A 25,541-nucleotide genomic window follows, 5' to 3' on the forward strand; every position below is an offset into this window, starting at 1 on the left:
TCTACTCCTTCAGCACGGCTTGAATATAGATTGATGGATCAAGCAGCGTTTCAGCAGCTTGAGTGATATACGGTGCAGCTGCTTCCGTTCCAACCCCAAAAGCAATCGACAGAGCAATCAGGACAGCAATTGGAAAGAGAAGACCTTTTGTTGAGCCTTTCTCCTGTTCTTTCTCAAGCTTGACTTCACCCCAGAAACCATTGATGAAAATTTTCATGATGGAGTATAGAACAAGCAAGCTTGACAGCAGTACAAATAAAGCAAAAACATATTCCCCTGCTTCAAATCCGCCCTGAATAATCTTAAGCTTCCCGACAAAACCGCTTAATGGAGGAATTCCAGCAAGAGCGATGGCGGCGATAAAGAACATCCATGCAAGCAGAGGATGATTTTTCAGCAGCCCGCCCATTTTCCGCAAGTCGCTTGTTCCAGTAATCACAATCATGGCACCGGCAAGCATAAAGAGGGCACCTTTTATGATCATGTCATGAATTAAATAGTAAATAGCTCCTTCAATGCCAGGTGAATTAAAGACGGCAACTCCAAATAAAATGACGCCGACTGCGACGATAATATTATAGATCACAATCTTCTCTACATCCCAATAGGCAACTGCCCCAATCACTCCGAACAAAATGGTCAGAACAGAGAGCCAGGCTAAAATCTGATGTGTATAGCCCGTATCATGAATGAAGATGAGCGTATACACCCGTGTAATTGAGTACACGCCAACCTTTGTCAATAGAGCTCCGAATAGAGCTGTTACAACAGCCGGCGGCGCCTGATAAGATCCCGGCATCCAGAAGTAAAGCGGAAAGATAGCTCCCTTCATGCCGAAAACGACTAAAAATAAAATCGCGATAACAGTCAAAATGCCTGTTTGGCCGCTTTCACTGATCTTCTGACTCAAATCTGCCATATTCAAGGTTCCGGTCACTGCATATAAGTAGGCAACGGTGATGACGAATAAAGCAGAAGACAAAATGTTCACGATAATATATTTAATAGATTCCCGCAGCTGCGGCTTTGTTCCGCCAAGAACAATCAGCACATACGAGCTCATAAGCATCACTTCAAAAAAGACAAACAGGTTAAAAATGTCGCCTGTTAAAAAAGCGCCTGTTACGCCGACAATCAGGAACTGAACGGCAGGGTAAAAGTAAAAACGCTCCCGTTCAGCCCCGATTGAACGGAAAGCAAACAAAATAGAAGTCAGTCCAATGATGCAAGTTGTCAGCACGAGCAGACTGGAAAACATATCTGCAACGAAGACAATTCCGTATGGAGGCGCCCAGCTTCCGATTTCCACCGTGAGGATGCCATTTGCTCTGACATCCTGAACGAGCAGAAAAGATATGATAACTGCAGCAACTGAGGCAATGACGCTCATCCACTTTTGAACGGTTATATATTTATTGAAAAAGATTAAAAGAATACCTGCCAATAATGGAACAATGAGAGGCAGCATCACGATATTATTCATTATGATCATTTCCCCTTAACTGATCCATATCATCACTTCCAAGTTCCTGATACGCTCTGTAAGCTAAAACAAGCAAGAAGGATGTAACACCAAAGCTGATAACAATTGCCGTTAAAATCAAAGCCTGTGGCAGAGGATCGACATATGATGAAGCTTCTTCGCCAAGAAGCGGTGCTGCGCCTTTTTTCAATCCGCCCATAGTAAGGATCAAAAGATGGGCGCCATGGCTCAGCAAACCTGTACCGATAATAATGCGAAGCAAGCTTTTAGATAGCATTAAATAAGTTGCAGCCATAAACAATATACCAACAACGATTGCCATTAAAATTTCCATTATTCTGTCTCTCCAATCGTCTGAATAATGGTCAGGGTTACACCGATTACAACAAGATAAACCCCGAGATCGAACAAGACTGCTGTTGCAAGCTCCGTATCCCCAAGAATCGGCAGATCAACATGTCCGAATGTATGGGATAAAAACGGAACGCCGAAAAAGAAAGACCCGACTCCTGTTAAAACGGCGATCAGCAGACCCGCTGCAGCCAGATTAATGTAATTGACAGGCAAAATATTGATGACTGTTTTTACATCATAAGCGAGCAGAAGCAGCACAATTGCAGAGGAAGTCATTAATCCTCCGACAAATCCGCCGCCAGGTGTGTAGTGTCCGGCGAAAAAGAGATAAATTGAGAAAATGATGATAATGAAGAACACAACTTTAGTTATCGTCTGCAGGATCACGTCGTTTGTTTTGATATGTGTCTTTTTCATCCTTCCTCCCCCTTTGCCATCCGCAGTTTGACCATGCCGTAAATACCAAGTGCAGCAATGCCAAGAACGGTAATCTCAAATAAAGTATCAAATCCGCGGAAATCTACTAAGATAACGTTGACCATATTTTTACCGCCGGCTTCTGTATAACTGTTTTCAATAAAGAAAGACGAAATCGTTTCGCCGACGCGATTGCTGTTGGCGGAAATAGCAACCAATGTGACAACAAGTCCCACTCCCAGTGAAATAAAGAAATTCACTAATCGGAAACTGAGCTTCTTTTCTCTTTTCTTGAAAGAAGGCAGGAAGTAGAAGCATAACAAAAACAGCGCAACCGATACCGTTTCAATCACAAGCTGGGTTAGGGCCAGGTCTGGTGCACGGAACAGGACAAAGAATAAAGCTAAACTGTAGCCCACTGATCCGAGTGCAATAATCGCTGTCAATCTGGATTTGGAAAATAAAATCGTGACCGTACCGACAATCATGGAAAAAGCAAGGACGGCTTCATAAATGCCAATTTCCGCGGTACCATCCAGACTGAATGAAAATCCGCCTTTTATGACCATTGTTCCTCCTGTAATTACAATCAGGAAAACAAAAATATAGGCCAGATAATCTCTAATAAACCCTGTCATGTAAAAGCGCGTAAATGTGCTTGAATAGCGCTCCATGCCGCTTAAAGAAGCATCATAGAATTTATTGAGTGCAAGTTTTTTCGGGAACAAATCGTACATCTTTCTCCATTTTCCAAGAGTCAAATATCCGATTACACCAAGTGCGATAACCCCGATTGTCATCATTAATTCAGGTGTGAAGCCATGCCAGAAGGTGATATGGACTTCAAATTTTTCGCCTTCAGAAAGCAGCGAAGGCATGATCGATTCTACGGCAGGCTCAATTAATGTGTAAGACAGCAGATTCGGGAAAAATCCAAAAATCACAACAAGTGAACCTAGAATAATAGGAGAAATCAGCATGCCAAGCGGTGCTTCATGCGGCTTCTTTTCAAGCTTCTCCAATTGAACAGGGCCTGTAAAAGTTTTAAATACAAGGACCATACTGTATAAGAACGTAAAAATACTGGCGATCCAGGCGAGAACAGGGAATAATAAGCCCCATGTTTCCATGCTGAAAATATCCATTTTTGTTACGTTGATCATACCGGTAAAAAACATTTCTTTACTTAAAAATCCGTTGAAAGGCGGCAGGCCGGCCATAGAGAAAGCGCCAATAACAGCGATTGTGAACGTAATCGGCATAAAGCTCATCAAACCGCCGAGCTTGCGGATATCGCGTGTGCCGGTTTCGTGATCAACGATTCCCGCTACCATGAAAAGACTGCCTTTAAATGTTGCATGATTGATTAAATGGAAAATAGCTGCAACAGTTGCAATGGTATAAAAATTATCATCAAGTGAATTGTAATGAAGAGCGGCTGCCCCGACTCCGAGCAATGACATGATTAACCCAAGCTGACTCACCGTTGAGAAAGCGAGAATCGCTTTTAAATCAGTCTGCTTCACAGCATTTAATGATCCCCAGAACAGCGTAATGAGTCCGAAAATGCTGACAAGCCAAAACCATTCAGCCGTCATAGCAAATACAGGACTGAATCTTGCGACAAGATAAATCCCTGCTTTGACCATTGTTGCTGAGTGCAGGTACGCGCTGACTGGCGTTGGTGCTTCCATCGCATCCGGAAGCCAGATGTAAAACGGAAATTGGGCTGATTTTGTAAACGCCCCAAGCAGAACAAGAACAAGAGCAGGGATAAACAGCTGATCGTTCATAATGCCAGGAACAGCCTCAATCATTTCGCGGATGCTGAATGTTCCTGTCATCAAATAGAGGAGGACAAAACCCCCGAGCATTGAAAGTCCGCCAAACACGGTAATCATCATCGACTTTAATGCACCGTATCTTGATTTTTCTCTGTGGTACCAGTAGCCGATCAATAAGAAAGATGAAAGACTGGTAAATTCCCAGAACGTGTAGAGAACAATGACATTATCCGAAAGCACAACGCCAAGCATAGCTCCCATAAACATCAGCAGATAAACATAAAAGTGATTTAATTTTTCTTTTTCTTTTGAGAGATAATAAATGGAATACAATACGACGAGCGATCCAATACCTGTAATCAGCAAAGCAAACAGCAGCCCAAGCCCGTCCACATAGGCTGTAAAGTTAATGCCAAGCGATGGAATCCAATTTACAGTTGATTGAACGGTTTCGCCCATAAATCCAAGAAAATAAACGAACAATACAATCGGCAAAACGAGCACAAACCAACCAGTATGTATGCTTCTGAAATATTTATAAAGGAAAGGTATCAGAATGGCCAGTAGAAATGGTGAGATGATAGCCGCATGTAATAACGTCATTTTTGATCCTCCTTATGATGAAATTTCACGGTCATAAGACCCTAAATTGATTATAACGTAAAAATTTCGTTCATGCATTCCTTACACACCTATTATTGACCACCTTTATCTGTTCTATTAAATAAGAAGAAAGAAACGAAAATCAGCCAAAAAATAACGGATTTTTTTCACTTCAGGCTTGTATATTTCCGTTTTTGAATGAGCATGCTAGGGATGAGGTGATCCATATGAATAAAAAGAAGATCATCACTGCTTCCTTTATTTTTACAGCCATGTTCACGAGTGCATGGGCTGCAAATGAAAAGACAAAACGAACCTACATTGATCCTGATTCCTTGAGTGGAAGCAAAGCGGAAATCTCTGAAACAGAAGAGCCGTTTTATTTGTCTAATGAGGAAAAAAGGATGCTTGAGAAATTTAAGCCGAGAGAATACATTCGGATTGTGAATGTGAATAAGTAAAACAGAACGTCAGCCTTGGGACGTTCTGTTTTATATGTGGAAAAAAATTCTTGTAACCCTTTTAGCTGTGAGGCATAATGAATGAGTATTCTGTCAGATTAGGAGATTCATGGAATGAAAAATACTTATTTCACCAGCTACTTTCCGCTGATCTCCATTTTGCTGTTCAGCACTTCTTTTTCTATCTCGACAGTCATGATGGTATTAAAAGTGCTTAAAAGGCTCGGAATTTACGGGGGAATGCTTGAGTTCTTTTCGGAGAATGGCATCAAATTATCTTTATTTATTGTTTTTGCTCTTATTTATTTTATGATTTTTTCAGCATTAAAGCTTATTGCAGATACAGTGACAGAGCTATCTCTGCTCTTTTTTTCAAAGGATGTGAACGGTGAGAGCCTGAAGAAAATCAGACTTGGGTCGGCGTTCTATTTACTAGCAGCTGCACTTTCTCTGCTGCTCGTCCAATATGGAATTGGCATTTTCGCTGTCTTTCTGCTCGCCACGCTGTGTTATTTCATTTTTGCGGTTTATCAGTTCAGCTTTTTCTTAACATCTTTTTCTTTAATAGGACTTGTTTTATTTCATGTGCTGTTCTGGTCCATTTTTTTGTTCGGCATTCTTTATATATGCATGAGATTGTACAACAGTTTGATGGCGAGTTTGCCCGTATAGAAAAGCCCCTCGGCTAATCCCGAGGGGCTTTTCTTATAAAAATCTTTCTCTTGTTTCAGGAGTAGGGAGTGTGCACGAATCCTTCTTTCCAAACCATTTGTATCTATTTTTGGCAAGAATGCTATAAATATAATCCCTGATTGGCCGGGGGATGACTATTAATAGAAAAGAAAGTCTGAATAATCCGCCGAGCTCCTTTAATACGTGTAAAGCTGCAGTAGATTTGAAGTAAACCTTATCCCCATCGACGTAAACGAAGCTATCAAAGTCTGTCAAGGGGAGGCTGTTTTTAGCAAGAATTTGCTGTCCCGCATCAGACTGAAGAGAGGCAAACTTAAAAACAGCTCTTTTATCATGTTTTAAGACAAATTGCACAGTCACGTCACAAAAATTGCACACACCATCAAACAATAGAATTTTTCTGTTTTTCATGATTTCACCCTCAATTACATGCTTTATCTTTTCTATTCCACGAATAAACAATCTAAAACTATCGATATTTTGTGATATCACGCCAGATGAGCTGCTGTGGAGCGGATTTGGATAATTTCTCTATGCTGCCTGATTTGTCTTTCCCAATCCACACGCCGGCTGTATAGCGGTCGGTTAAACCAACAAACCATAAATCTTTATAGTCATTGGTTGTTCCTGTTTTGCCGCCTAAATAGAGAGCAGAATGCTTAGCTTTTGTTCCTGTCCCGCTTGATGTGGCAGCCGATAAAAGCTTCCTCATTTCTTTGTTGGTTGTGCTTTTCCATACTCTTAAAGGTTCTTCGTTCCAATGATATAAAGAGTTTCCTTGCAAATCTGTTATTTGGACAATGGCATGACTTTTATGGAAAACTCCGTCATTTGCAAAAGCCGAATAGGCTTGTGTAAGCTCTAGAGGTGAAAACCCGTTTGTGAAGCCGCCGATTGCTGATGGCAGCACGTAATCAGTTTCCGTTACAGCCTGGAAACCGAACGGCGTTAAATAAGAATATCCTTTTTCAATGCCAACTTCATCAAGCATTCTGACTGCAGGTGTGTTGTACGATTTTTTAAAAGCTGTTTCAAGCGTCATATTTCCATATGTTTTCTCATCATAGTTTTTGGGGCAATAGTCTTTTTTACAAAAAGGTTTTGCACTTATCATGGATGATGCAGAAGCATTTTTCACATCTATATATGGAACATAATCGAGCAATGGCTTTATCGCTGAACCCGGCTGCCGGTATGCCTGATAAGCCCGGTTGAAATTGAATTTTTGATAATCTTTGCCTCCGAATAAGGCTTTTATTTGATGAGCATGATGATCAATAACCACACTCGCTCCTTGAACAGAGGAATCGCTCAGGTTATTTTTAAAAGCATCGGCCACGTTTGCCTGCATGGTTGGATCAAGAGCTGTATGGATGATCACGCCTTTTTTTACAACTTCATGAACTCTATTATTCAGCTCTTCTTCAATTTCAGCTTTTTCTTCCTTGCCCGCATCCGCTGCTCTTTTTGTGAAGCCTTCATTTTCAGCAATAAGGCGTTTTAGTTCATCATGGACATAGGTGACGTAGTCAGGATAGCGGTCAGTCCGATGCTGCAGATTTAATCTGATTTTTTCTGCTGAAGCAGAGTTATATTGTTCCCCAGTTATATATTTACCGTCTAAAAGATTTTTAAGCAGCAGAAGCTGCCTTTTCTTTGTATGATTAAAATGCTTGATTGGATCATATAAGGCCGGATTATTCGGAATGGCACTGATGAATGCAATTTGTGCCAGCGTCAGCTTGTCGATTGGCTTGCTGAAGTAATAATTGCTCGCCATTTGAACCCCGTAAACTCCGTTATGAAAATAGACTGCGTTTAAATATCCTTCAAGAATTTCTTCTTTTGAAAAAGTTCTCTCTATGTGATAAGAGTACAGAAGCTCGCTAAGCTTCCGATTATAGGTTTTCTCGTGAGATAAAAAGACATTGCGGGCAAGCTGCTGGGTAATTGTGCTTCCGCCCTGTTCGATCGATTGGCTTTTGGCATTAATCAGGACCGCTCTTGCCATTCCGGCAGGATCAAATCCAATATGTTCATAGAATTTCTGATCCTCTGAAACAATGAAAATGGTTTTTACAGCTTCAGGGATTTTATCAAAAGGCACATAGGTCCGGTTTTCCTGATTTGTGATGATTTCAGAAACGAGGGCGCCGTTTTGATCAACGATAAAACTATTTTGTGTTAGAGGAAATTCTTTTAAAGGGAGCTTTTCGTTTAAAACCGTTGATACAGCTTTCACATTTTTTACTTCCTCCCCGGAAATTAAAAATAAATAAATAAGTACGGGGACCATGATGATCAGGCTTATCCAGCCAATTATTGAACGCAATGCTGTCACTCGCTTTTTAGGTTATTGTGTACACTTTATAGTACCATCAGATGGGATGAGATAGAAGATATTTCCTGTAGGCGCAGCAAAAAACGCCCTCCAGTTTGGAGAGCGTTTCTTCAGCTCGCTTTTGCAAGAGCTTTTTGTTCACTGCGCAGGCTTTTCCATAATAGAATCGCACTGCATAGAAATAATCCGGCTGTTACATAAAAAACGGCAGAGATTCCGAAGCTTCCTGCTATGATTCCGCCAAGAACAGGACCAACGACATTCCCCAGAAACTTAAAGCTGACATTGTAGCCAAGGACCTCTCCCTGCATAGCAACAGGTGCTGTCTGGCGGATAAATGCGGTAATGCAAGGGATGATTCCGCCAATCGCCATGCCAAACAGAAAACGAAAAATCATCAGCTGCCATAAAGTCTGAACGAGCGCCTGCGGAATAAAGCAGAAGACAGAGGCAATCAAAAGTCCAATCAGCACTTTTTCATGTCCAATCCGGTCGCCAAGAGCTCCCCATCTCCTTGATGCCAGTAAATTGCCTGCACCAGTTGCAGAAAAAGCAAGTCCAGAGAAAAAGGCCAGATTGACCGGACCGTGAAGTTCGCTCACATAAAGAGCCAGCAGTGGCTGAATACTGAAGTTGCCGATTTGAACAAGCAGGGTTAAGAACATAATCGTTAAGAGCAGAGGTGATTTAAAAATATGCTGAAGGACTTGTTTCCTTGTGTATGATTTCTTTTTTTCCTCTTTTCCTCTTAGCGGTGCTTCTTTAATGCCAAAAGCAACAAGAAGGACTGATATGTAAATAACGCCTGCTGTTATGAAAAAGGTGTAGGTAAAACCAAACTCGTCAGCGAGAAGGCCTCCAATAAGCGGTCCGAATAATCCACCTGATACCGTCCCCATCTGAAGGGTGCCAAGTGTTCGTCCTGCAACTTCCTTTTTAGTCTGAGCTGAAATTAAAGCAAGAGAAGTCGGAATAAATCCAGTAACAGCACCCATCACAAGCCGCAGCAAAAATAACTCATGAACGGAATTTACGAACCCCATTAAAAGAATGCTTGTAGCAATGCCGGAACCTGTAATGAGCAAAATCTTTTTATAGCCATACTTATCTCCAAATCTTCCCCAAAGAGGAGAGACAAGAAAAGCCATTAAAAAAGAGATGCCAAATACGTAGCCGGCCCATTTGCGCACATAGTCATCAGAAAAATCACCAAATGTGCTTAAGTATAAAGACAAAAACGGCATAATCATGGTCGCACTTGCCGCAACAAAAAAGTTAGCTGCCCACATGATTAAAAAATTTCTTTTCTGAATTGAGATAAAAAACACCTTCTTTAGTATAAAACCCCAGCAATATATCGCAGATTAACGGGCAGTAAGTCCTCAAAAAGGAAGATGCACAATTCTACGATGAGAATCAGAGGACAACTGCCCGTAAAAGCCCGAAAATCGGAACACAGTCTAAGACCGCCCCGTCCTGTGGCAACGACTGTGTGACCCACATCCTGTGGGCCGTCAACTAACACTCAGTGTAAAAGCAAAAACTCCACTGAGTGAAGTTTCACTTTATTTCGTGTCCCTTAATATTATAAATCAATCCTTTCGTTTTTAGAAATAATAACTGAGCAATATTCATTATTTTTAGAAAAATAAAGCTATATTTTCCAGTTTGGTGATATAATAGTAATAAAAAGGAAATTTCTTTTTTGATGTATAAAATGAGTTGAAAGGAGGGCTCGTATGGCAGATCACCATCAATTAATTTTTATTGATTTTGAATTCACCATGCCAGAAGGAAAAGCTAACCCGCGCGGATTTTATCCGGAAATAATCGAAGTAGGAATCGTCTCCGTCATCAATCATACCGCACACAAACAATTTTCCTCTTATGTAAGGCCAGTTCAGTTTCCCTTTTTATCAAATCGCTGCAAATCATTTCTGCACATTTCTCAGGCACAGGTTAACTCAGGTATTTCCTTTCAGGAATTGATCACGATCTTGAAGGAGTTTGGAGATTATCCGAAGACTACCGTCGTTACATGGGGAAATATGGACATGAAGGTACTCAGGCAAAATTGCCAGAAGAACAACGTTGATTTCCCTTTCAGCGGCAAGTTCAGAGATTTATCAATGGAATACAAGAAGTTTTTTGGGGACAGAAATCAGACAGGTTTATGGAAAGCGGTTGAAGAGTATGGAAAAAAGGGAACAGGCAGGCATCATTGCGCATTAGACGATGCACTGACCACCTGCAATATTTATAACCTTGTCGAAAATGATAAACGATATCTTCAAAAACCAACGCCGACGACAATCGGCGACCGAATTGATTTTTCAAAAGTCATGAACAAATTTGCAACATAGAGCCAAATCACCTTACACGTGATTTGGCTTATTATTATTTGGCTGTGCTTTTAGCAGCAATGTTTTACAAAAGAGTCGATTACTTAAAGTAATCTGCTTTTAACACCTGGATTTTCTCGAGTGACATTTTAGCCCATGGTCTAGAATCTTCTGCTAAATCATTCTCAAGTTCGGCAACTGCTTTTCTCAGTGATTCCTGATAAGCTGGGATGATGCCTTCATATTTACGGACCATGCTCTTAGGAATATTGGTTTGCTCCTTCTCTGCAAGTGCTCTTCGTTCATGAAAGAGCGGAACCTCGGATTCCTTAGGCATGTGCAAGTCTCCTTGAAGCGGATGTTTAATGACGGCTTTCACTTTTACTAAATAATGCTCCGGCCGAATATTCGTGATTTCTCCGATATATTTTCCTGTTTTATAGATGCCTGTCACGATTTCCCCTATAAAAAGTTCTTCTCTCATTTTTATGCCCCCTGTTTTTATTTGGTGCAAATCCCCATTTTTATTTTTGAGATTTATTTTAATTATAATGTATTTATGTATTGGCAAAAAGCGCCTTCACTCGCTATCCTTATCTGTCTGCCTGCGCAAAACGGTATTTCGGCATTACACATTGTCCAGCTCCACCTCCTAGCCCCTCGGCCAGAACGGATCCGTCAGTAAAGGCAAAAAGCGCCTTTTCTGCCGGATCCTTATCTGTCTGCCCGAGTCTGACCAGTCGGTTCCGCTTTTCTATAAGCAATGCGAACTTTTTGTGACAGGAGTGGAGCTTATGGTTAAAACTTGTTATAGTTAAGTGGATAAAGGTAAGGAGTGATCGTTTTGTTAAACGCTTTCATATTTGGTCTGTTTCTCTATTTTCCTGAAGATAAGTCTGAGTACCTTCCAGCTGGAATTACCATGTTCATCTTTTTCGTTGCTGCTGTAGCAGCGTTCATGCTCATTAAAAAAATCTCAAAAAAAGAAGAATTGAAAGCGGAGGAGTTTGAACAAAACCTTAAAGCCGCTCATAAAAATAAATTGTAAGATAAAAGCCAATTCCATACTCGGGGTTGGTATTTTTATTTTCCAGAATAAAATACCGACCGAATGCCGAAAATGGTAAGAAGTACATATTTCTGGAGGGAACAATGAAAAAACGTATCGTTCCGGCAGTCTTATTCCTTTCATTCTTAAGCGGGTGCATGGAAGAGGCACCGACAAAAGTAGATGTAGAAATGTTTAATGCAAGCGGTGATTCACTTGGGACGGTGAAACTTTCCGAACAGACAAAAGGCATAAAGATGGAATTGGTTTTAGAGGGTCTTCCGCCTGGAGAGCATGGTTTTCATATACATGAAAATGCAAAATGCGAGGCGCCTGAATTTAAAAGTGCAGGCAATCATTTCAATCCTGATGAAAAGCAGCACGGTCTGCTGCATCCAGAAGGATCACATGCAGGTGATCTGCAGAATTTGATTGCAGATGAAGATGGACTGGTTGAGGCAGAAATTGTTGCACCGGCTGTAACGCTAAAAAAAGATGCGAAAAACTCTTTGTTAATGAAAGAGGGAACAACGCTGATTATTACTGAACTGAAGGATGACGGGATGACTCAGCCATCTGGAGATTCAGGAGCACGCATCGCTTGCGGTGAAATTACAGAAAAAGAAGGAAAACGTTCTGATAAGAAGGAAGTAAAACCAGCTGAAGAAAAAAAATAATCCTAAACGGTGAAAACGGCCTCATTCGGCCGTTTTTACTTTATTTCAGCGATTTGATTACAGTCTGCTTTTACTTTTGAGAAAGGCAGTCCGAAAAATGTATAAAACTGTACAGTCGTTTCATAGCATTTCTGATCAGAGCCTTTTTGTTCTTTGATGCTCAGCACTTGCTCGTTCAGGGAAAGAGCACGCTGAAAGGAATTAAAGTGAAGGGATAGAATCGTGTCAATCGCAAGGGAAGCTTCTTGCTGCATTTCTTCATTTGGTATCGCTTGTGCGCCGTTCCCCATTTTCTGCGGGATAAAAAAGGCTGCGGTCAGTAAGCATAAGGTAAGCAGAAAAATCAGCATGAATCGGTTCTTCAGAAAAAACCCCTCCTCATGTTCTTTTCGTCTGTTCACTTCTTGTCTCTATGGTCAGTTTATTATAAAAATGAAAGAAACATTCGAATTATTCAGCACCTGACTGAATGGGCAGAGATACAGTGACAGTTGTCCCTTCGCCAATGGAGCTCTGATATCGAATCGTTCCCCCGTGGTGATGAATGATGGAGAAGGTGACAGTTAACCCAAGACCGGTTCCTTTTTCCTTCAAGGTAAAGTAAGGTTCCCCTAATCGTTCAAGCTGTTCTGCCTTCATTCCGCTTCCATTATCAGAAATTTTGATTCTGATGTATTCATGGGAAGAATAGGCTCTTATGAAAACTTGTCCTTCTAAATCAGGGACAGCTTCAATTGCATTTTTTAATAGATTGATAAACACTTGCTTTAATCTCGGATTATCTCCATAAACGACTAAATCGGAATTGATTTTTGTTTCGATTGAGACCGTTTTGTAGTTGGCATAGGAACGCATTAATTGATCGACTTCAATCAGCAAAGAGGATAAAGAAACGTTCTCTTTTTCAAAATATTGCTGTTTCGCTAAATTTAAATAATCGGTAATAATATCCTGAGCCCGATCAAGCTCTGATAATACTAATTCGAAATAATCCTTATTTTTATGTTCGTTCTCCTGCAGTTCCTGACCCATCAATTGAATGAAACCCCTTACTACCGTTAATGGATTTCTGACTTCATGAGCAACACTGGCAGCAAGCTCGCTTATGATAGAGAGTTTTTCGTTTTTGATGATCTGATAACGCATCATGGCGTTTTCACGAATGTATTCAATGGCGTATTGTGCGAGAAAAAAAGCAAATAGGAGGAAAAGCCAGCCCAGTGATAAAATAACCATATTGCTTCCGGAGAAAATCATAGGAGTCAGACCAAGAGTTCCAGTTACATATAATGCAGAATAAGTGACTGCGGTTTTAATAGTTGCTGTCAGCAGAATGAACATCATTTTGCGCTGTTTATTATAGAAAAACCATTTTTTTTGCAGATAGTAAGGAAGAATAATATAAAAAGGGATGGTAAGCAGACTCAGCATCAGCCAATATCCGCCTGTATAAAATCGGTAGGCAAATACAGTGAGAATAACCAGAGCGCCGGACAGCGGCCCTCCATATAAAATGCTGATCACGATGGGAATAGAATGCAGATCAAAGCTTAAATCGTCAATAACATGAAGCGGATAGGTCATGCAAAGAATAGCAGAAGGTGCACAAAGCAAATAAATAAGTGTTTTGTTTCGGCTGGGGGGCGATTTAAAAGGCCTGCTGAGCCATGCGGTTTGATATATAAATACAGGAAAAAGAATGAATGTCATATGCAGAATTAATTCTTTAATCGATTCAATTGTCATGATCAATGGATTCGCAACCTTTACAATATTCTGAATACATTATACCATTAAAAAATTCAATATACTTCAACATATTTCAATTTATACCCAGGGGATGTGCTGCCGAAATGACACGCTTAATTAAACCGGATCGCAGGTTAAAAAAAGCCATAATCCCAGTTATGGCTTTTGCTGCTTTAAGAAAATGCTTTTTCAAGGCGTGTTAACCCATCAAGAACAACTGAACGGGGACAGCCAATATTCATGCGGACAAAGCCTTCACCGCCAGGGCCGTATTTTGTGCCTTCTTCAAGGGCAAGTCTCCCTTTTTCAAGCAATAATCCCTTCAATTCCGCGTCTGTTTTTGAGAGGCTTCTGCAGTCAATCCAAACAAGATAGGTGGAATCCGGCTGAATCACCTTTAACTCTGGCAGTTTTTCTGAAATAAAGGAAGTGACCGTATTGACGTTGCCTTCCAAGTACGCTGTTAACTCTTCAAGCCAAGGAGCGCCATAAGTATAAGCAGCTTCCATTCCTGTAATTCCGAATGTATTCAGAGTGAAAAAACCCTGTCTCTTTTGATAATCCTCATATTTCGTGCGAAGATCCTTGTTTGGAATAATAATTGCAGATGATTGCAGACCTGCAAGATTAAATGTTTTGCTTGGAGCCATGCATGTAATGGAAAGGTCGGCCAGCTCCTTTGAAATGGAGGCAAATGGCACGTGCTTATGTCCAAACAGCATTAAATCCGAATGGATTTCATCTGAAACAACGATAACATGATGAGCCGCGCATAACTCGCCAAGCTTTTTCAATTCATCCGAGGACCAGACTCTGCCCCCAGGGTTGTGGGGATTGCACAGGAGCATAAGTTTAACTGCAGGATCAGATAGCTTTTCTTCAAGATCTGCAAAATCAATCTCATAGTTTCCCTGCACAAGCTTTAATTGATTATTAATGATAGTCCGGTTATTTTTTTCAGTCATGTCAAAAAAAGGATGATAAACAGGAGACTGAATGAGGACACTGTCTCCGGGATCTGTCAGAGACTGAATGGCCATGCTTAAAGCGGTCACAACACCTGAACTGAAAACAATCGATTCTTGCGTGATATTCCAGCTGTGGCGTTTTTCCATCCAATTCTGCACGGCTTTTTTGGCACCGAACCCTGCAGATGTATATCCGAAAATACCATGGGATGCCCGCTCTGCGAGAGCCGCAATTACTTCTTTTGGGGCTTTAAAATCCATATCCGCCACCCACATAGGCAGAACATCCTTAATGCCGAAAATTTCCTCCGTGTAATCCCACTTAACGGATTGAGTATTGAATCTGTCTGTTGTCTGATCAAAATGATTCATTTTAACACTCCTTCTTTGCTGGTTGTATGTAATAACGGTTGGTTCCGCTTTTCGTTTGTCCAGCTCCACCGCCCAACTCCTCGGCCAGAACGGCTCAGCAAGCATTGGCAAAAAGCGCCTTCACTGGCTGATCCTTATCTGTCATGCCTGAGCTAAACGGGCGGTTCCGCTTTTCTTTTATCATATCTATGATAAAATAGCTATGCAAATGAAATGGATAGGTGATCTCAAGTGGAAATGAAAGAGGCTAATGAGCAGATGCTCGAAATTTTATATAAGTGGGATCCGCTTCATTACGGTGCGGAAGCTTATGAAACAGAAGTATTCGATGTTTTGCAGGCTGTTCACGTTTCAGAAAAGCCGTCCCCTTTGTCCAGAAAAATTCAGGCTATATATGAATTCTCTTTTGAAGAAATCATTCCATTAAAAGAATGTGAAAAAATAGCCATAGAATTGCTTCTTATAAAAAATAATGCAGCTTGTGAACGGTAATCGGCCGTTCTCAGCTGCATTTTTTGTTTAAAGATAAGAAAGTATAATTTTGCGCTTCGATGTCTAGCTACACCTCCTAGCCCCTCGGCCAGAACGGATCATCCAGCAAAGGCAAAAAGCGCCTTTACTGGCTGACCCTTATCTGTCTGTCGGAGCTAACCAGGCGATTCCGCTTTTATTATGTCATACACAAAATTCGAAGATCCGCTCCGATACGAAATCAGGTCGCTCCTCAGGAACTAAGTGTCCTGTGTTTTTCAATGAAAAGAAATGAGAATTTGGAAGGTCTTTGTTCATGCGTTCACCGATCTGTACGGGAACGACTTTATCTTCCTGCCCCCAAATGAGGAGGCTCGGTGTCTCGATTTTTCTTAAATCTTCTGCAGATAAATCACCTTCACGGTCACGAATCATTCGAGATAAAGCCATAAAAATCCTGTCATCATAAAACGGCTGAATATAGCCATCCATCATTTCCTGATCAATCAAAGAATGGTCGTAAACGACATTGCAAAGGTTTTTCCATACTCCCTGACGGCTCATAATATGTTTAATGCAAAGGTAGAAATAAGGCACATATGAGCCGAAAATAAGGGATGGATGAGATCTTTTCATATATCCTGAACTGCAGAGAAGGACAACCTTTCTGAACATTTCAGGCATTTCTTTTGAAGCATACAAGGAAATTTGCCCGCCCATTGAATGTCCTACAAGAATGGCGTCATCCACATGAAGATTTTTTAAAAGCTCTATGACGACTTTAGCCATATTGCGGTATGAGTAAACAAATGCAATTGACTTTTCCGACTGCCCAAAAGGAGGCAGGTCAACCGCAATAATCCGATACTCATTTCGTAAATACGGAATCAGCCTCCGGTAGCTGAAAGTAGAAGAAAGAAAGCCATGAATCAAAACCATTGTAGGTTTTCCAGCGTTCTCATAGAGCTCGTAATGAACATGAATGCCTTGTATCTTCATCTTAAATTCCTGTTTATTTTCAAAAGTCACCATAGTCATTCACTCCAGCATTTATTCTGAATTTCCCCTATAGACATGAATTCGTATAAGCTGACAAAAGCTGACGGTTATCAGCATATTTGCCGTGAAAGTTTCTGTTATTTTAACCTTGAATCCTGAAATAACTCATGTAAAATCTACCCGTATTTTGAGGAAAAAAAACGGAGAACCCCATGTCTGTTTTCTTTTGTTCATGCTATAATTATCAGAACATTCTTAATGGATAGAAGGAGGACGACGAAATGAAGCTTTCTCAAAAAGAAACGGAAATACTTGAGATTTTAGAGGAAAACAGCAGACTGACTCCTCTTGCAATTGCTAAAATGGTGCAGCTGTCAGAGGAAGAAACGATTGAAACCATTAAACGTCTTGAAGAACTAAAAGTTATTATTGATTATTCGACAACTGTCAACTGGCGCAAAGTTGATGGCCATGAAGGTGTAACAGCAATGATTGATGTAAAGGTCGCGCCAAAAAGAGGAACAGGCTTTGATGCGATTGCAGAACGGATATACAGATTTAAAGAAGTGAAATCTGTTTATCTCATGTCGGGAGCTTACGACTTATCTGTTGTGATTGAAGGCAGATCGATGTCAGAGGTTGCTCATTTTGTTTCAGATAAGCTATCTACTCTTGATTCCGTGCTGTCAACAACGACTCATTTTATTTTGAAAAAATATAAGCATGACGGCAAAATTTACGAGCAGGATGATGAAGACAGACGAATTGTGGTGTCTCCATGACACAAGAGAGGTATCTATCTAAAACCGTTTCACAATTAAAGCCTTCCGGCATCCGCAAGTTCTTTGATCTTGCGGCTGGCATGGAAGGTGTTATTTCGCTTGGAGTCGGAGAACCGGATTTTGTCACTTCATGGAATGTCAGAGAAGCATGCATCTTATCGCTTGAGCAGGGATTTACTTCCTACACAGCGAATGCAGGTCTTGCAGAGCTGAGAGTGGAGATAGTCCGGTATTTGCATCAGAAATTCAATGTTTCTTATCGCTATGAGGACGAAGTTATTGTTACTGTAGGAGCCAGTCAGGCTTTGGATATTGCGTTAAGAGCAATCACTGATCCTTTAGATGAAGTGCTGATTCCAGAACCGTGCTTTGTTTCTTATGGACCTTTAGTATCGCTTGCAGGAGGGGTGCCTGTACCGCTGCATACAAAAGCTGAAGATCAGTTTAAACTTCTTCCTGAACAAATAGAAGCAGCAATTACAGATCGTACAAAGGCGCTGTTGCTTTGCTCGCCAAGCAATCCTACAGGTGCTGTGTTAAATAAACAGGAGCTCGAACAAATCGCTGAAATGGCTGAAAAGCACGATTTAATCATTTTAGCTGATGAGATTTATGCTGAACTTACATATGATGAGGCCTATACTAGCTTCCCGAGTTTAAAGGGAATGCAAGAACGGACGATTTTAATATCAGGCTTTTCAAAAGGCTTTGCGATGACTGGATGGCGCCTTGGTTTTATTGCAGCTCCAGCTGAACTGTCTCAGGCTATGCTTAAAATTCATCAGTACTCAATGATGTGCGCTCCAACAATGGCTCAGTTTGGAGCAATCGAAGCCTTGAAAAACGGACTTCAGGATGTCGAACAGATGAAAAAAAGCTACAGGCAGAGAAGAAATTATTTCGTTGAGACTCTTAATGAAATCGGGCTGCCTTGCCATCTGCCTGGAGGAGCTTTCTACGCGTTTCCGTCCATTGTAAATACCGGACTAAGTTCAGAAGAATTTGCTGAGCGGCTGCTGCTTGAACAAAAGGTAGCAGTTGTGCCTGGGCATGTTTTTGGAGAAAGCGGAGAGGGTTTTATCAGATGCTCATACGCATCTTCCTTAGAGCAGCTGCAAGAGGCATTAAGAAGAATTTCTATTTTCATGAAGAATTTTCAGTAGGAATTCATAAAAAAATGGACAAAACCGTTAAGGTTTTGTCCAAAAACAAAAGGGGGGAATACTAGAAAGCTTATACGCTAATAGTATTCCCCTTTTTTTGAGTGATAAACCTCTTTTTTACATTTTTCAACTTCTAAATTCTGAAGATATTTTTTGAAACAAATAGTCATTAGCTCACGTTTCATAGATGTCAGAAGGAGGGCAGAACATGAACGATGATGAGTTGGTTTTAAAAGCAAAAAAAGGCAATATGAATGCGTTTCAGGAGCTTGTTGAGAAATACACTCCAATTGTTGAAAAGTTTGCTTATCAGCTGGGAAACCGGCGTGATGATATAGATGATATTACACAGGAAGTATTTATACGCGTGTACCGTTTTCTTGATCAATTTTCAAAAGCAAAATTTTCAACATGGCTTTATAAGATAACCCTAAATGTTACGCGCGATGCTGCAAGAAAACGAATGTCTAATATGCAAAAGGTCTTTAAAATTCAAAGCGAGCCTGCTTATGATTATCCGGAGGTTGAATCTCATGTTCTTCAAAATGAAGAAGACAGAACCCTTCATCTATGTCTTCAAAAACTAGATGAGAAATACAGAGTTCCAATTGTGCTCTATTTTTTTCATGAACTTAAATATGAAGAGATTGCTGAAATTATGTCGATTACGTTATCTACTGTGAAAACAAGAATTTTAAGAGGAAAAGCGATGCTTAAGAAGATATTGGAGGAGCACGAGAAGAAAGAAGGTGAAACTCATGGATGATCAAATCTTTGAGCAAAGATTATCAAACTTAAAACAATCCTACCAGCAGCTGCCTGTGCAGACTTCTGCAGGTAAAATTATGGAACGAATTAAAAAAGAACAGAAAAAGAAGCGGAGTTTTTTCTCGGCACAAACTTTATATGCCGCAAGCTTCATTGGCGTTTTGATTATAGCAGGACTTTTAGGAACGCAGCTTTTGATGCAAAAAGAGCACCGCAATGGAGGAGCAGGGGACCAGCCTCCAGCAGCCGCAGTTCCTCCTTCAGCTGAAGAAATTGAAGCAAGGCATGAAGAAATCAGACAGCTGTATGATGAGCATCTGACGGCTTTTGATGAAGAAGTCAGTATAGCTGATCCTGAACAATATGCTTTTATACAAGATGCCAAAAAAGCTGTAGCAGATTTTGAGAAAAGAGATACTTTTAAATCAAAGCCAGAGCTTGAAAATTACTGTAATAAAGTGAAGCAGACGGTTCGGCAAAATGTCGCAGTTCCAAGTGAGCAGCTTAGAAATCTGCGTACGAAAGCTGAAGAAGGACAGCAAATTAAAGATGAAGAAATCATCAGTTTGCTTGAAAAACAGCGTATCATGAATGAATATTACTTTGAAAAATGGCTGGCCGTCTCACAAAACTTACAATATACAGATGTGTTTGCTTTTGCAGACGAATTGAATAGTTCCGGCACTGATGACCCTGAAGCTGGTCCAGTCGTAAAAGAGATCAGGGACAGCGGGTATCGATTTTACCATGAAGGGGAAGGGATGATTAATTTTCAGTCTGATCTGGCTTTATTGGAAGCGGAACTAAAGCCTAGCCCTCAAATGCAAAAGTATTTTGAAATGGAAAATCAGGCTCAGGTGACAGAAGACGGTGCTGTCAGTGTTACACCGCAGGAACTTGCAGATCGGACAGTTGCATTAGAAGACTTTATTAATAAAAATCCGAATTTTAAATATGGTGAAATGCTAAGAGAGCGGTATGAATTTTGGCTGTTCTTACTCTTAAAAGGACTTAACAACTCTCCTGCAATCGATGAAGAGAATCGTTTGAAGGAGGAATGGAAGTCGGCAATGGAATATGTCATGGAAAAGGATCCAAATAGTCAAACCGCGGCAGCCGTATCAGAATTCTACAATTATTTAAAAGAAAAGAATTTTACGTTTAATTCAATAGAAGAATATCAGCAATATAAGGTAACAGTACCAGAAAGTTTAAGGCCGGCTGTATCGTTTTACGGAGGCAGAGAATTCAATTTGCTTCCTTTATCAAATCGAATATACAATGCTTACCTTTCATTTAAGGATGATGGAAACGAAACAGCACTAAATGAACTCCAGCCTGCCGATATGCTTCGACTATATATGTATACAATTGTTAAGGGAGATACAGATACTGCTTATGAGCTCCTTTTTAAGGAAGAAGGGACTCCGTCAAAAGAGGAATTTGAACGTGAAATACAGAATAAAGCACCGGAGTATCAAGCACTTTCCAATAAGCTGTATAAGCTAGGTGAAAAATATGATGAAAATAACGTAAAATTAGAATTTTTCTATGAGGATGGTTCTGTTGACAGCTTTGAACTAAGAATCGATCCGCAAAATTATTCATCGAAGATTGTTTACCCGAAAAGGAAATAAATTCTTTCATCAGGTGGATACCGGGCGCATGCAGCCCGGTTTTTTTAATAGGAAAGGAAGGCGTTCAGATGCTGGTTCAAACAGATAGGCTATCAGTACGTAAATTAGAAAGAAAGGATAGCGTTTTATTGGCAAAGTGGTTTTCTGACAACAGGGTGCTGGAGTTTTATGAGGGAAGGGACAAACCGTTTTCATTGGCAATGGCTGAAAAGAAATTTTACGATCGGAATAGCGAAACAACAAGATGTATCATAGCCTATGATGATAACCCGATTGGATACCTGCAATTTTATGAAATAAGTGAGGAAGAACGTGAATTGTACGGATATGTAGATGGAAGTGTTCTTGGAATGGATCAATTCATAGGTGAGCCCGAATTTTGGAACAGAGGACTTGGTCAGCAGGTTATTGGTGCGATGGCCTCCTGCCTGCTTGTTCATGCAGATCGATTGGTCATGGATCCTCTGACAACAAACGAGCGTGCCATTCGCTGCTATGAAAAGTGCGGCTTCCAAAAAGTAAAAATGCTGCCGAAGCACGTATTTCACGAAAACGCTTACCGGGATTGCTGGCTGATGTCAAAGAGTTCAAATGCTTGACATAAATAAAAAACTTCATTGAAAAAAATGGAGATATATGATATAGTTTTAAATTGCGTATATTAAACGAGAAAAATACAACTTATATAGGAGTGTTACCATGAGCACAAAATACGAAACAGGTTCTGTTCACACAGGCAAAGTAACAGGAATCCAACGCTACGGAGCGTTTGTAGCATTAGATGAATCAACACAAGGTTTAGTTCACATTTCTGAAATCGCACACGGTTTTGTTAAAGATATTAACGAGCAATTAAAAGTAGGCGATGAAGTTCAAGTAAAAGTTCTTTCAGTTGACGAGCAAGCTGGAAAAATCAGCCTTTCAATTCGTGCAACTCAAGAAGATCCAGAACAAACTGAAGCTCCTAAAAAGCCTAAAAAGCGTCAAGCTACAATGAAAGCAACTCCTGCTTATTCTAATGAAACTCCACAAGGCTTCAACACTCTTAAAGAAAAATTAGAAGAGTGGATTGAACAGTCTAAACAAACAAACAAATAAGTCCGGACTTATTAAAGAGAATGCATCCTTTGCGGATGGATTCTTTTTTTTGTGAAAAATGAAATAGCTAATAAAAATATTTAATCGAGAACTTCAGTCTAAATAAATGGCTATGATTCCGCTAAATTTAAGGACAACAAAAAAGCGCCGAATGATGACATTCGGCGCCTCTGAATTCATTTTATCGTGCTTCGGGTCTTGGTTCGTCGCGGGCAATTTCAGCTGCCGGCTTGAAGAGGATGGCAAGGTTGATAAGACCTGCAATTCCCACTAGTCCATAGATAATTCTAGATAATGCAGCGTCCTGGCCGCCGAAAATAGCAGCTACTAAATCAAATTGGAAGAAGCCGATTAAACCCCAGTTTATCGCTCCGATAATAGTAAGTACAAGTGCAATTCGCTGTAAAGCGCTCATGCTGTTACCTCCTTTAAATATGTGAATGCACTCATAGAGTGTGAAGATATCGGTCAAATTATTCATGCTATAAAAAAAGAGTTTGCAGAGCGCATTTCTTGCAAAAACAATTGGAAAAAGGCCATACTTAATTCATATAAAGTAAGGAGGCGATGATTGTGGAAAATTTTACATACCATAATCCTACTAAATTAATTTTTGGTAAAAATCAGCTTGAACAGCTAAAAACAGAGGTGCCTAAATACGGCAAAAATGTTCTCCTTGTTTATGGAGGCGGAAGCATTAAACGTAATGGTTTATATGACAAAGTTCTTGCGCAGCTTGAGGAAATCGGAGCGAACGTGTTTGAACTTGCAGGAGTTGAACCAAATCCAAGGTTATCAACTGTAAAACGCGGCGTAAATCTTTCTAAAAGCGAAAATATTGACTTCCTTTTAGCTGTTGGCGGCGGAAGTGTTATCGACTGTACAAAAGCAATCGCTGCAGGAGCAAAGTATGATGGAGATGCTTGGGATATCGTTACAAAAAAACATATGCCGACAGAAGCTCTTCCTTTTGGAACAGTTCTCACATTAGCTGCTACTGGATCTGAGATGAATGCAGGCTCTGTTATCACGAACTGGGAAACTCAGGAAAAATACGGATGGGGAAGTCCTCTGACATTCCCCAAATTCTCTATTTTAGATCCTGTCAACACGTATACAGTTCCGCAGGACCAAACAGTGTATGGCATGGTGGACATGATGTCCCATGTATTTGAACAATATTTCCACCATACGAAAAACACACCGCTGCAGGATCGTTTCTGTGAAGCTACTTTAAAAACAGTTATTGAAACAGCTCCTAAGCTGATGAGTGACTTAGAAAATTATGAGCTTCGCGAAACCATTCTGTATTCAGGCACAATTGCATTAAACGGATCTCTGCAAATGGGATACCGCGGCGATTGGGCTACTCATAACATTGAGCATGCTGTATCAGCTGTTTATGATATTCCGCATGCAGGCGGCCTCGCGATCCTTTTCCCTAACTGGATGAGACACACGCTGGATGAAAATGTTGGACGCTTTAAACAAGTGGCTGTGCGTGTATTCAATGTAGACCCAGAAGGAAAATCAGATCGTGATATCGCATTAGAAGGAATTGATAAGCTAAGCGAATTCTGGAGCAGCTTAGGCGCGCCAAGCCGCCTGGCTGATTATGACATCACAGACGAGAAGCTTGATCTGATTGCTGATAAAGCAATGGCTAATGGCGAGTTCGGCAACTTTAAAAAGCTGAATAAAGAAGACGTTCTTGCAATCTTGAGAGCATCCCTGTAATAGCAGAACACCCTGTTTTGGCAGGGTGTTTTATTTATTTTTGAATTGGACGCGTTTACATCAGGAGGCTCGCTTGATTTACCCTCTCAGTTTCGTTAAAGTGAAAGAGGATAAAAATTTTTATATGCGATGGAGGAACTGCAATGACACATGTTCGTTTTGATTATTCTAAAGCGTTGTCATTTTTTGGTGAACACGAACTTACATATTTGCGCGATTTCGTTAAAGTGGCGCATCATTCAATTCATGAAAAAACAGGTGCTGGAAGCGACTATCTGGGATGGGTTGATCTTCCGTCTGAGTATGATAAAGAAGAATTTGCACGCATTCAAAAAAGTGCTGAAAAAATCAAATCTGATTCAGATGTTCTTTTAGTTGTCGGAATTGGCGGTTCATACCTTGGAGCACGTGCTGCTCTTGAAATGCTGAACCATTCTTTCTACAATGCGCTTTCTAAAGAACAGCGCAAAACGCCTCAGATCATTTTTGTGGGAAATAATATCAGCTCAACATACATGAAGGACTTAATGGATCTTCTTGAGGGAAAAGACTTCTCCATCAATGTTATTTCTAAATCAGGCACAACGACAGAACCTGCGCTTGCATTCCGTATTTTCCGCAAGCTGCTTGAAGGAAAATACGGCAAAGCTGAAGCTAAATCCCGTATTTATGCGACAACAGACAAAGCTCGCGGTGCTTTAAAAACACTTGCGACTGAAGAAGGCTACGAATCATTCATTATTCCTGATGATGTTGGCGGACGTTATTCAGTATTAACAGCTGTTGGTTTATTGCCGATTGCTGCTGCAGGAGCTGACATTGAAGAAATGATGAAAGGTGCAGCAGCTGCTATGGAGGACTTTGCAGCTTCTGAGCTTGAAGAGAATGCTGCCTATCAATATGCTGCTGTCAGAAATGCATTATATAACCGCGGCAAAACGATTGAAATGCTCATTAACTATGAGCCGGGTCTTCAATACTTTTCAGAGTGGTGGAAACAGCTGTTTGGCGAAAGTGAAGGAAAAGATCAAAAAGGTATTTTCCCTGCTTCAGCAAACTTCTCAACGGATCTTCATTCAATGGGACAATACGTTCAAGAAGGACGCCGCGATTTATTTGAAACCGTGCTGAACGTAGAGAAGCCTCGTCATGAATTAACGATTGAAGCAGAAGAAAATGATTTGGACGGTTTAAATTACTTAGCTGGAGAATCAGTTGATTTCGTTAATAAAAAAGCATTCCAGGGCACAATGCTTGCTCATACAGACGGAGGCGTTCCGAACTTGATCGTGAACCTTCCGGAAATGAACGAGTACACATTCGGATACCTTGTTTATTTCTTCGAAAAAGCATGTGCAATGAGCGGATACCTTTTAGGAGTCAATCCATTTGACCAGCCTGGTGTTGAAGCATACAAAGTAAACATGTTTGCTTTACTTGGGAAACCGGGATTTGAAGAAGTGAAAGCGAAGCTTGAAAAACGCTTAGAGGAATAAGGGTTTACGCCACTTTCATTAGTCGTATTTTATAAAGTAATTGTGTAGTTCTCGGGGTATATATAGGTTGGCTGACCACATTTTGACCACATTCCTTG

At 40.6% G+C, this 25,541-nt stretch carries 27 protein-coding genes; 14 read left to right on the forward strand and 13 right to left on the reverse strand.

What is annotated here, in order from left to right:
- Position 1 precedes the first annotated feature (1 nt).
- From GJU41_RS12340 to GJU41_RS12355, 4 genes are read right to left on the reverse strand one after another with little or no spacing between them, the layout of a single operon-like run.
- Entirely contained in the window at positions 2–1,483 is a 1,482-nt protein-coding gene (locus GJU41_RS12340) for a Na+/H+ antiporter subunit D (RefSeq protein ID WP_070876101.1), read from the reverse strand.
- On the reverse strand, positions 1,476–1,817 hold the full coding sequence (locus GJU41_RS12345; protein WP_070876102.1) for a Na(+)/H(+) antiporter subunit C: 342 nt from the start codon (positions 1,815–1,817) through the stop codon (positions 1,476–1,478). Before GJU41_RS12345 ends, GJU41_RS12340 begins: the two co-directional genes overlap by 8 nt.
- Positions 1,817–2,254 (reverse strand): Na(+)/H(+) antiporter subunit B, encoded by a 438-nt coding sequence (locus GJU41_RS12350; RefSeq protein WP_070876103.1) that lies wholly within the window; start codon positions 2,252–2,254, stop codon positions 1,817–1,819. Before GJU41_RS12350 ends, GJU41_RS12345 begins: the two co-directional genes overlap by 1 nt.
- On the reverse strand, positions 2,251–4,641 hold the full coding sequence (locus tag GJU41_RS12355; RefSeq protein WP_070876104.1) for a Na+/H+ antiporter subunit A: 2,391 nt from the start codon (positions 4,639–4,641) through the stop codon (positions 2,251–2,253). The genes GJU41_RS12350 and GJU41_RS12355 overlap by 4 nt, the downstream gene beginning before the upstream one ends.
- 227 nt (positions 4,642–4,868) lie before the next feature.
- On the opposite strand from GJU41_RS12355, the gene GJU41_RS12360 reads away from it, so the two are divergent.
- Both GJU41_RS12360 and GJU41_RS12365 read left to right on the forward strand, forming a co-directional pair.
- Positions 4,869–5,102, forward strand: a complete 234-nt coding sequence (locus tag GJU41_RS12360) for a hypothetical protein (protein ID WP_070876105.1) — start codon at positions 4,869–4,871, stop codon at positions 5,100–5,102.
- Between the two features lie 114 nt (positions 5,103–5,216).
- Complete coding sequence (locus GJU41_RS12365) at positions 5,217–5,774, forward strand: DUF5366 family protein (protein ID WP_070876106.1); 558 nt, start codon at positions 5,217–5,219, stop codon at positions 5,772–5,774.
- A 33-nt stretch (positions 5,775–5,807) separates the two neighbouring features.
- On the opposite strand, the gene GJU41_RS12370 is transcribed toward GJU41_RS12365, so the two are convergent.
- The 3 genes from GJU41_RS12370 to GJU41_RS12380 all read right to left on the reverse strand — a co-directional run bounded on the left by GJU41_RS12370 (position 5,808) and on the right by GJU41_RS12380 (position 9,425).
- Complete coding sequence (locus tag GJU41_RS12370; protein ID WP_070876121.1) at positions 5,808–6,206, reverse strand: thiol-disulfide oxidoreductase DCC family protein; 399 nt, start codon at positions 6,204–6,206, stop codon at positions 5,808–5,810.
- 58 nt (positions 6,207–6,264) lie between these two features.
- Positions 6,265–8,136, reverse strand: a complete 1,872-nt coding sequence (locus GJU41_RS12375; protein WP_139149095.1) for a transglycosylase domain-containing protein — start codon at positions 8,134–8,136, stop codon at positions 6,265–6,267.
- 110 nt (positions 8,137–8,246) lie between these two features.
- Complete coding sequence (locus GJU41_RS12380; protein WP_154318738.1) at positions 8,247–9,425, reverse strand: MFS transporter; 1,179 nt, start codon at positions 9,423–9,425, stop codon at positions 8,247–8,249.
- A gap of 450 nt (positions 9,426–9,875) precedes the next feature.
- On the opposite strand from GJU41_RS12380, the gene kapD reads away from it, so the two are divergent.
- Positions 9,876–10,499 (forward strand): 3'-5' exonuclease KapD, encoded by a 624-nt coding sequence (kapD, locus tag GJU41_RS12385; RefSeq protein WP_070876107.1) that lies wholly within the window; start codon positions 9,876–9,878, stop codon positions 10,497–10,499.
- Between the two features lie 79 nt (positions 10,500–10,578).
- Here kapD and kapB read toward each other — a convergent pair whose 3' ends face one another.
- A complete protein-coding gene (gene kapB, locus GJU41_RS12390; protein WP_070876108.1) occupies positions 10,579–10,962 on the reverse strand; it encodes a kinase-associated lipoprotein KapB in 384 nt (127 codons plus the stop codon).
- A 351-nt stretch (positions 10,963–11,313) separates the two neighbouring features.
- On the opposite strand from kapB, the gene GJU41_RS12395 reads away from it, so the two are divergent.
- Both GJU41_RS12395 and GJU41_RS12400 read left to right on the forward strand, forming a co-directional pair.
- Positions 11,314–11,526, forward strand: a complete 213-nt coding sequence (locus GJU41_RS12395; RefSeq protein WP_375142574.1) for a hypothetical protein — start codon at positions 11,314–11,316, stop codon at positions 11,524–11,526.
- 104 nt (positions 11,527–11,630) lie between these two features.
- Complete coding sequence (locus tag GJU41_RS12400; protein ID WP_070875884.1) at positions 11,631–12,203, forward strand: superoxide dismutase family protein; 573 nt, start codon at positions 11,631–11,633, stop codon at positions 12,201–12,203.
- A gap of 35 nt (positions 12,204–12,238) precedes the next feature.
- Here the strand turns inward: GJU41_RS12400 and GJU41_RS12405 are convergent, their stop codons facing one another.
- From GJU41_RS12405 to GJU41_RS12415, 3 genes are all read right to left on the reverse strand, one after another.
- The gene (locus GJU41_RS12405) at positions 12,239–12,604 is read right to left on the reverse strand and encodes a hypothetical protein (protein WP_154318739.1); all 366 of its coding nucleotides are present in this window, start codon (positions 12,602–12,604) and stop codon (positions 12,239–12,241) included.
- A gap of 49 nt (positions 12,605–12,653) precedes the next feature.
- Entirely contained in the window at positions 12,654–13,949 is a 1,296-nt protein-coding gene (locus tag GJU41_RS12410; protein WP_224771416.1) for an ATP-binding protein, read from the reverse strand.
- A gap of 176 nt (positions 13,950–14,125) precedes the next feature.
- Positions 14,126–15,292: a MalY/PatB family protein gene (locus GJU41_RS12415; RefSeq protein WP_070875887.1), complete on the reverse strand. Its 1,167-nt coding sequence runs from the start codon at positions 15,290–15,292 to the stop codon at positions 14,126–14,128.
- A gap of 237 nt (positions 15,293–15,529) precedes the next feature.
- Here GJU41_RS12415 and GJU41_RS12420 point away from each other — a divergent pair, with 237 nt between their 5' ends.
- Positions 15,530–15,784, forward strand: coding sequence for a DUF1871 family protein (locus GJU41_RS12420; RefSeq protein WP_070875886.1), 255 nt, complete (start codon positions 15,530–15,532; stop codon positions 15,782–15,784).
- A gap of 183 nt (positions 15,785–15,967) precedes the next feature.
- Here GJU41_RS12420 and GJU41_RS12425 read toward each other — a convergent pair whose 3' ends face one another.
- A complete protein-coding gene (locus tag GJU41_RS12425) occupies positions 15,968–16,801 on the reverse strand; it encodes an alpha/beta fold hydrolase (protein WP_154318741.1) in 834 nt (277 codons plus the stop codon).
- A 242-nt stretch (positions 16,802–17,043) separates the two neighbouring features.
- Here GJU41_RS12425 and GJU41_RS12430 point away from each other — a divergent pair, with 242 nt between their 5' ends.
- The 6 genes from GJU41_RS12430 to yugI all read left to right on the forward strand — a co-directional run bounded on the left by GJU41_RS12430 (position 17,044) and on the right by yugI (position 22,210).
- Positions 17,044–17,544, forward strand: coding sequence for an Lrp/AsnC family transcriptional regulator (locus GJU41_RS12430; RefSeq protein WP_070875881.1), 501 nt, complete (start codon positions 17,044–17,046; stop codon positions 17,542–17,544).
- Positions 17,541–18,707 (forward strand): aminotransferase, encoded by a 1,167-nt coding sequence (locus GJU41_RS12435; RefSeq protein ID WP_070875880.1) that lies wholly within the window; start codon positions 17,541–17,543, stop codon positions 18,705–18,707. The genes GJU41_RS12430 and GJU41_RS12435 overlap by 4 nt, the downstream gene beginning before the upstream one ends.
- A 208-nt stretch (positions 18,708–18,915) precedes the next feature.
- Complete coding sequence (locus tag GJU41_RS12440) at positions 18,916–19,473, forward strand: RNA polymerase sigma factor (RefSeq protein ID WP_070875879.1); 558 nt, start codon at positions 18,916–18,918, stop codon at positions 19,471–19,473.
- Positions 19,466–21,112: a hypothetical protein gene (locus GJU41_RS12445; protein WP_154318742.1), complete on the forward strand. Its 1,647-nt coding sequence runs from the start codon at positions 19,466–19,468 to the stop codon at positions 21,110–21,112. Before GJU41_RS12440 ends, GJU41_RS12445 begins: the two co-directional genes overlap by 8 nt.
- Before the next feature lie 68 nt (positions 21,113–21,180).
- Positions 21,181–21,711 (forward strand): GNAT family N-acetyltransferase, encoded by a 531-nt coding sequence (locus tag GJU41_RS12450; RefSeq protein ID WP_154318743.1) that lies wholly within the window; start codon positions 21,181–21,183, stop codon positions 21,709–21,711.
- 100 nt (positions 21,712–21,811) lie between these two features.
- Positions 21,812–22,210, forward strand: coding sequence for a S1 domain-containing post-transcriptional regulator GSP13 (gene yugI / locus GJU41_RS12455; RefSeq protein WP_154318744.1), 399 nt, complete (start codon positions 21,812–21,814; stop codon positions 22,208–22,210).
- A gap of 181 nt (positions 22,211–22,391) precedes the next feature.
- On the opposite strand, the gene GJU41_RS12460 is transcribed toward yugI, so the two are convergent.
- Positions 22,392–22,625 (reverse strand): DUF378 domain-containing protein, encoded by a 234-nt coding sequence (locus GJU41_RS12460; RefSeq protein WP_070875875.1) that lies wholly within the window; start codon positions 22,623–22,625, stop codon positions 22,392–22,394.
- Between the two features lie 158 nt (positions 22,626–22,783).
- Here GJU41_RS12460 and GJU41_RS12465 point away from each other — a divergent pair, with 158 nt between their 5' ends.
- Positions 22,784–23,947, forward strand: coding sequence for an iron-containing alcohol dehydrogenase (locus tag GJU41_RS12465; RefSeq protein ID WP_070875874.1), 1,164 nt, complete (start codon positions 22,784–22,786; stop codon positions 23,945–23,947).
- 143 nt (positions 23,948–24,090) lie between these two features.
- Positions 24,091–25,443, forward strand: a complete 1,353-nt coding sequence (locus GJU41_RS12470; RefSeq protein WP_154318746.1) for a glucose-6-phosphate isomerase — start codon at positions 24,091–24,093, stop codon at positions 25,441–25,443.
- Positions 25,444–25,541: the final 98 nt, after the last annotated feature.

The organism is Metabacillus idriensis (genome assembly GCF_009674765.1).
GTDB lineage: Bacteria > Bacillota > Bacilli > Bacillales > Bacillaceae > Bacillus_P > Bacillus_P idriensis.

Bases quoted from the DNA above. Each gene is read 5' to 3' on its own strand.
- GJU41_RS12340 (WP_070876101.1), bottom strand. From the start codon at position 1,483: ATGAATAATATCGTGATGCTGCCTCTCATTGTTCCATTATTGGCAGGT.
- GJU41_RS12345 (WP_070876102.1), bottom strand. From the start codon at position 1,817: ATGGAAATTTTAATGGCAATCGTTGTTGGTATATTGTTTATGGCTGCA.
- GJU41_RS12350 (WP_070876103.1), bottom strand. From the start codon at position 2,254: ATGAAAAAGACACATATCAAAACAAACGACGTGATCCTGCAGACGATA.
- GJU41_RS12355 (WP_070876104.1), bottom strand. From the start codon at position 4,641: ATGACGTTATTACATGCGGCTATCATCTCACCATTTCTACTGGCCATT.
- GJU41_RS12360 (WP_070876105.1), top strand. From the start codon at position 4,869: ATGAATAAAAAGAAGATCATCACTGCTTCCTTTATTTTTACAGCCATG.
- GJU41_RS12365 (WP_070876106.1), top strand. From the start codon at position 5,217: ATGAAAAATACTTATTTCACCAGCTACTTTCCGCTGATCTCCATTTTG.
- GJU41_RS12370 (WP_070876121.1), bottom strand. From the start codon at position 6,206: ATGAAAAACAGAAAAATTCTATTGTTTGATGGTGTGTGCAATTTTTGT.
- GJU41_RS12380 (WP_154318738.1), bottom strand. From the start codon at position 9,425: ATGTGGGCAGCTAACTTTTTTGTTGCGGCAAGTGCGACCATGATTATG.
- kapD (WP_070876107.1), top strand. From the start codon at position 9,876: ATGGCAGATCACCATCAATTAATTTTTATTGATTTTGAATTCACCATG.
- kapB (WP_070876108.1), bottom strand. From the start codon at position 10,962: ATGAGAGAAGAACTTTTTATAGGGGAAATCGTGACAGGCATCTATAAA.
- GJU41_RS12400 (WP_070875884.1), top strand. From the start codon at position 11,631: ATGAAAAAACGTATCGTTCCGGCAGTCTTATTCCTTTCATTCTTAAGC.
- GJU41_RS12410 (WP_224771416.1), bottom strand. From the start codon at position 13,949: ATGACAATTGAATCGATTAAAGAATTAATTCTGCATATGACATTCATT.
- GJU41_RS12415 (WP_070875887.1), bottom strand. From the start codon at position 15,292: ATGAATCATTTTGATCAGACAACAGACAGATTCAATACTCAATCCGTT.
- GJU41_RS12420 (WP_070875886.1), top strand. From the start codon at position 15,530: ATGAAAGAGGCTAATGAGCAGATGCTCGAAATTTTATATAAGTGGGAT.
- GJU41_RS12425 (WP_154318741.1), bottom strand. From the start codon at position 16,801: ATGACTATGGTGACTTTTGAAAATAAACAGGAATTTAAGATGAAGATA.
- GJU41_RS12430 (WP_070875881.1), top strand. From the start codon at position 17,044: ATGAAGCTTTCTCAAAAAGAAACGGAAATACTTGAGATTTTAGAGGAA.
- GJU41_RS12435 (WP_070875880.1), top strand. From the start codon at position 17,541: ATGACACAAGAGAGGTATCTATCTAAAACCGTTTCACAATTAAAGCCT.
- GJU41_RS12440 (WP_070875879.1), top strand. From the start codon at position 18,916: ATGAACGATGATGAGTTGGTTTTAAAAGCAAAAAAAGGCAATATGAAT.
- GJU41_RS12445 (WP_154318742.1), top strand. From the start codon at position 19,466: ATGGATGATCAAATCTTTGAGCAAAGATTATCAAACTTAAAACAATCC.
- GJU41_RS12450 (WP_154318743.1), top strand. From the start codon at position 21,181: ATGCTGGTTCAAACAGATAGGCTATCAGTACGTAAATTAGAAAGAAAG.
- yugI (WP_154318744.1), top strand. From the start codon at position 21,812: ATGAGCACAAAATACGAAACAGGTTCTGTTCACACAGGCAAAGTAACA.
- GJU41_RS12460 (WP_070875875.1), bottom strand. From the start codon at position 22,625: ATGAGCGCTTTACAGCGAATTGCACTTGTACTTACTATTATCGGAGCG.
- GJU41_RS12470 (WP_154318746.1), top strand. From the start codon at position 24,091: ATGACACATGTTCGTTTTGATTATTCTAAAGCGTTGTCATTTTTTGGT.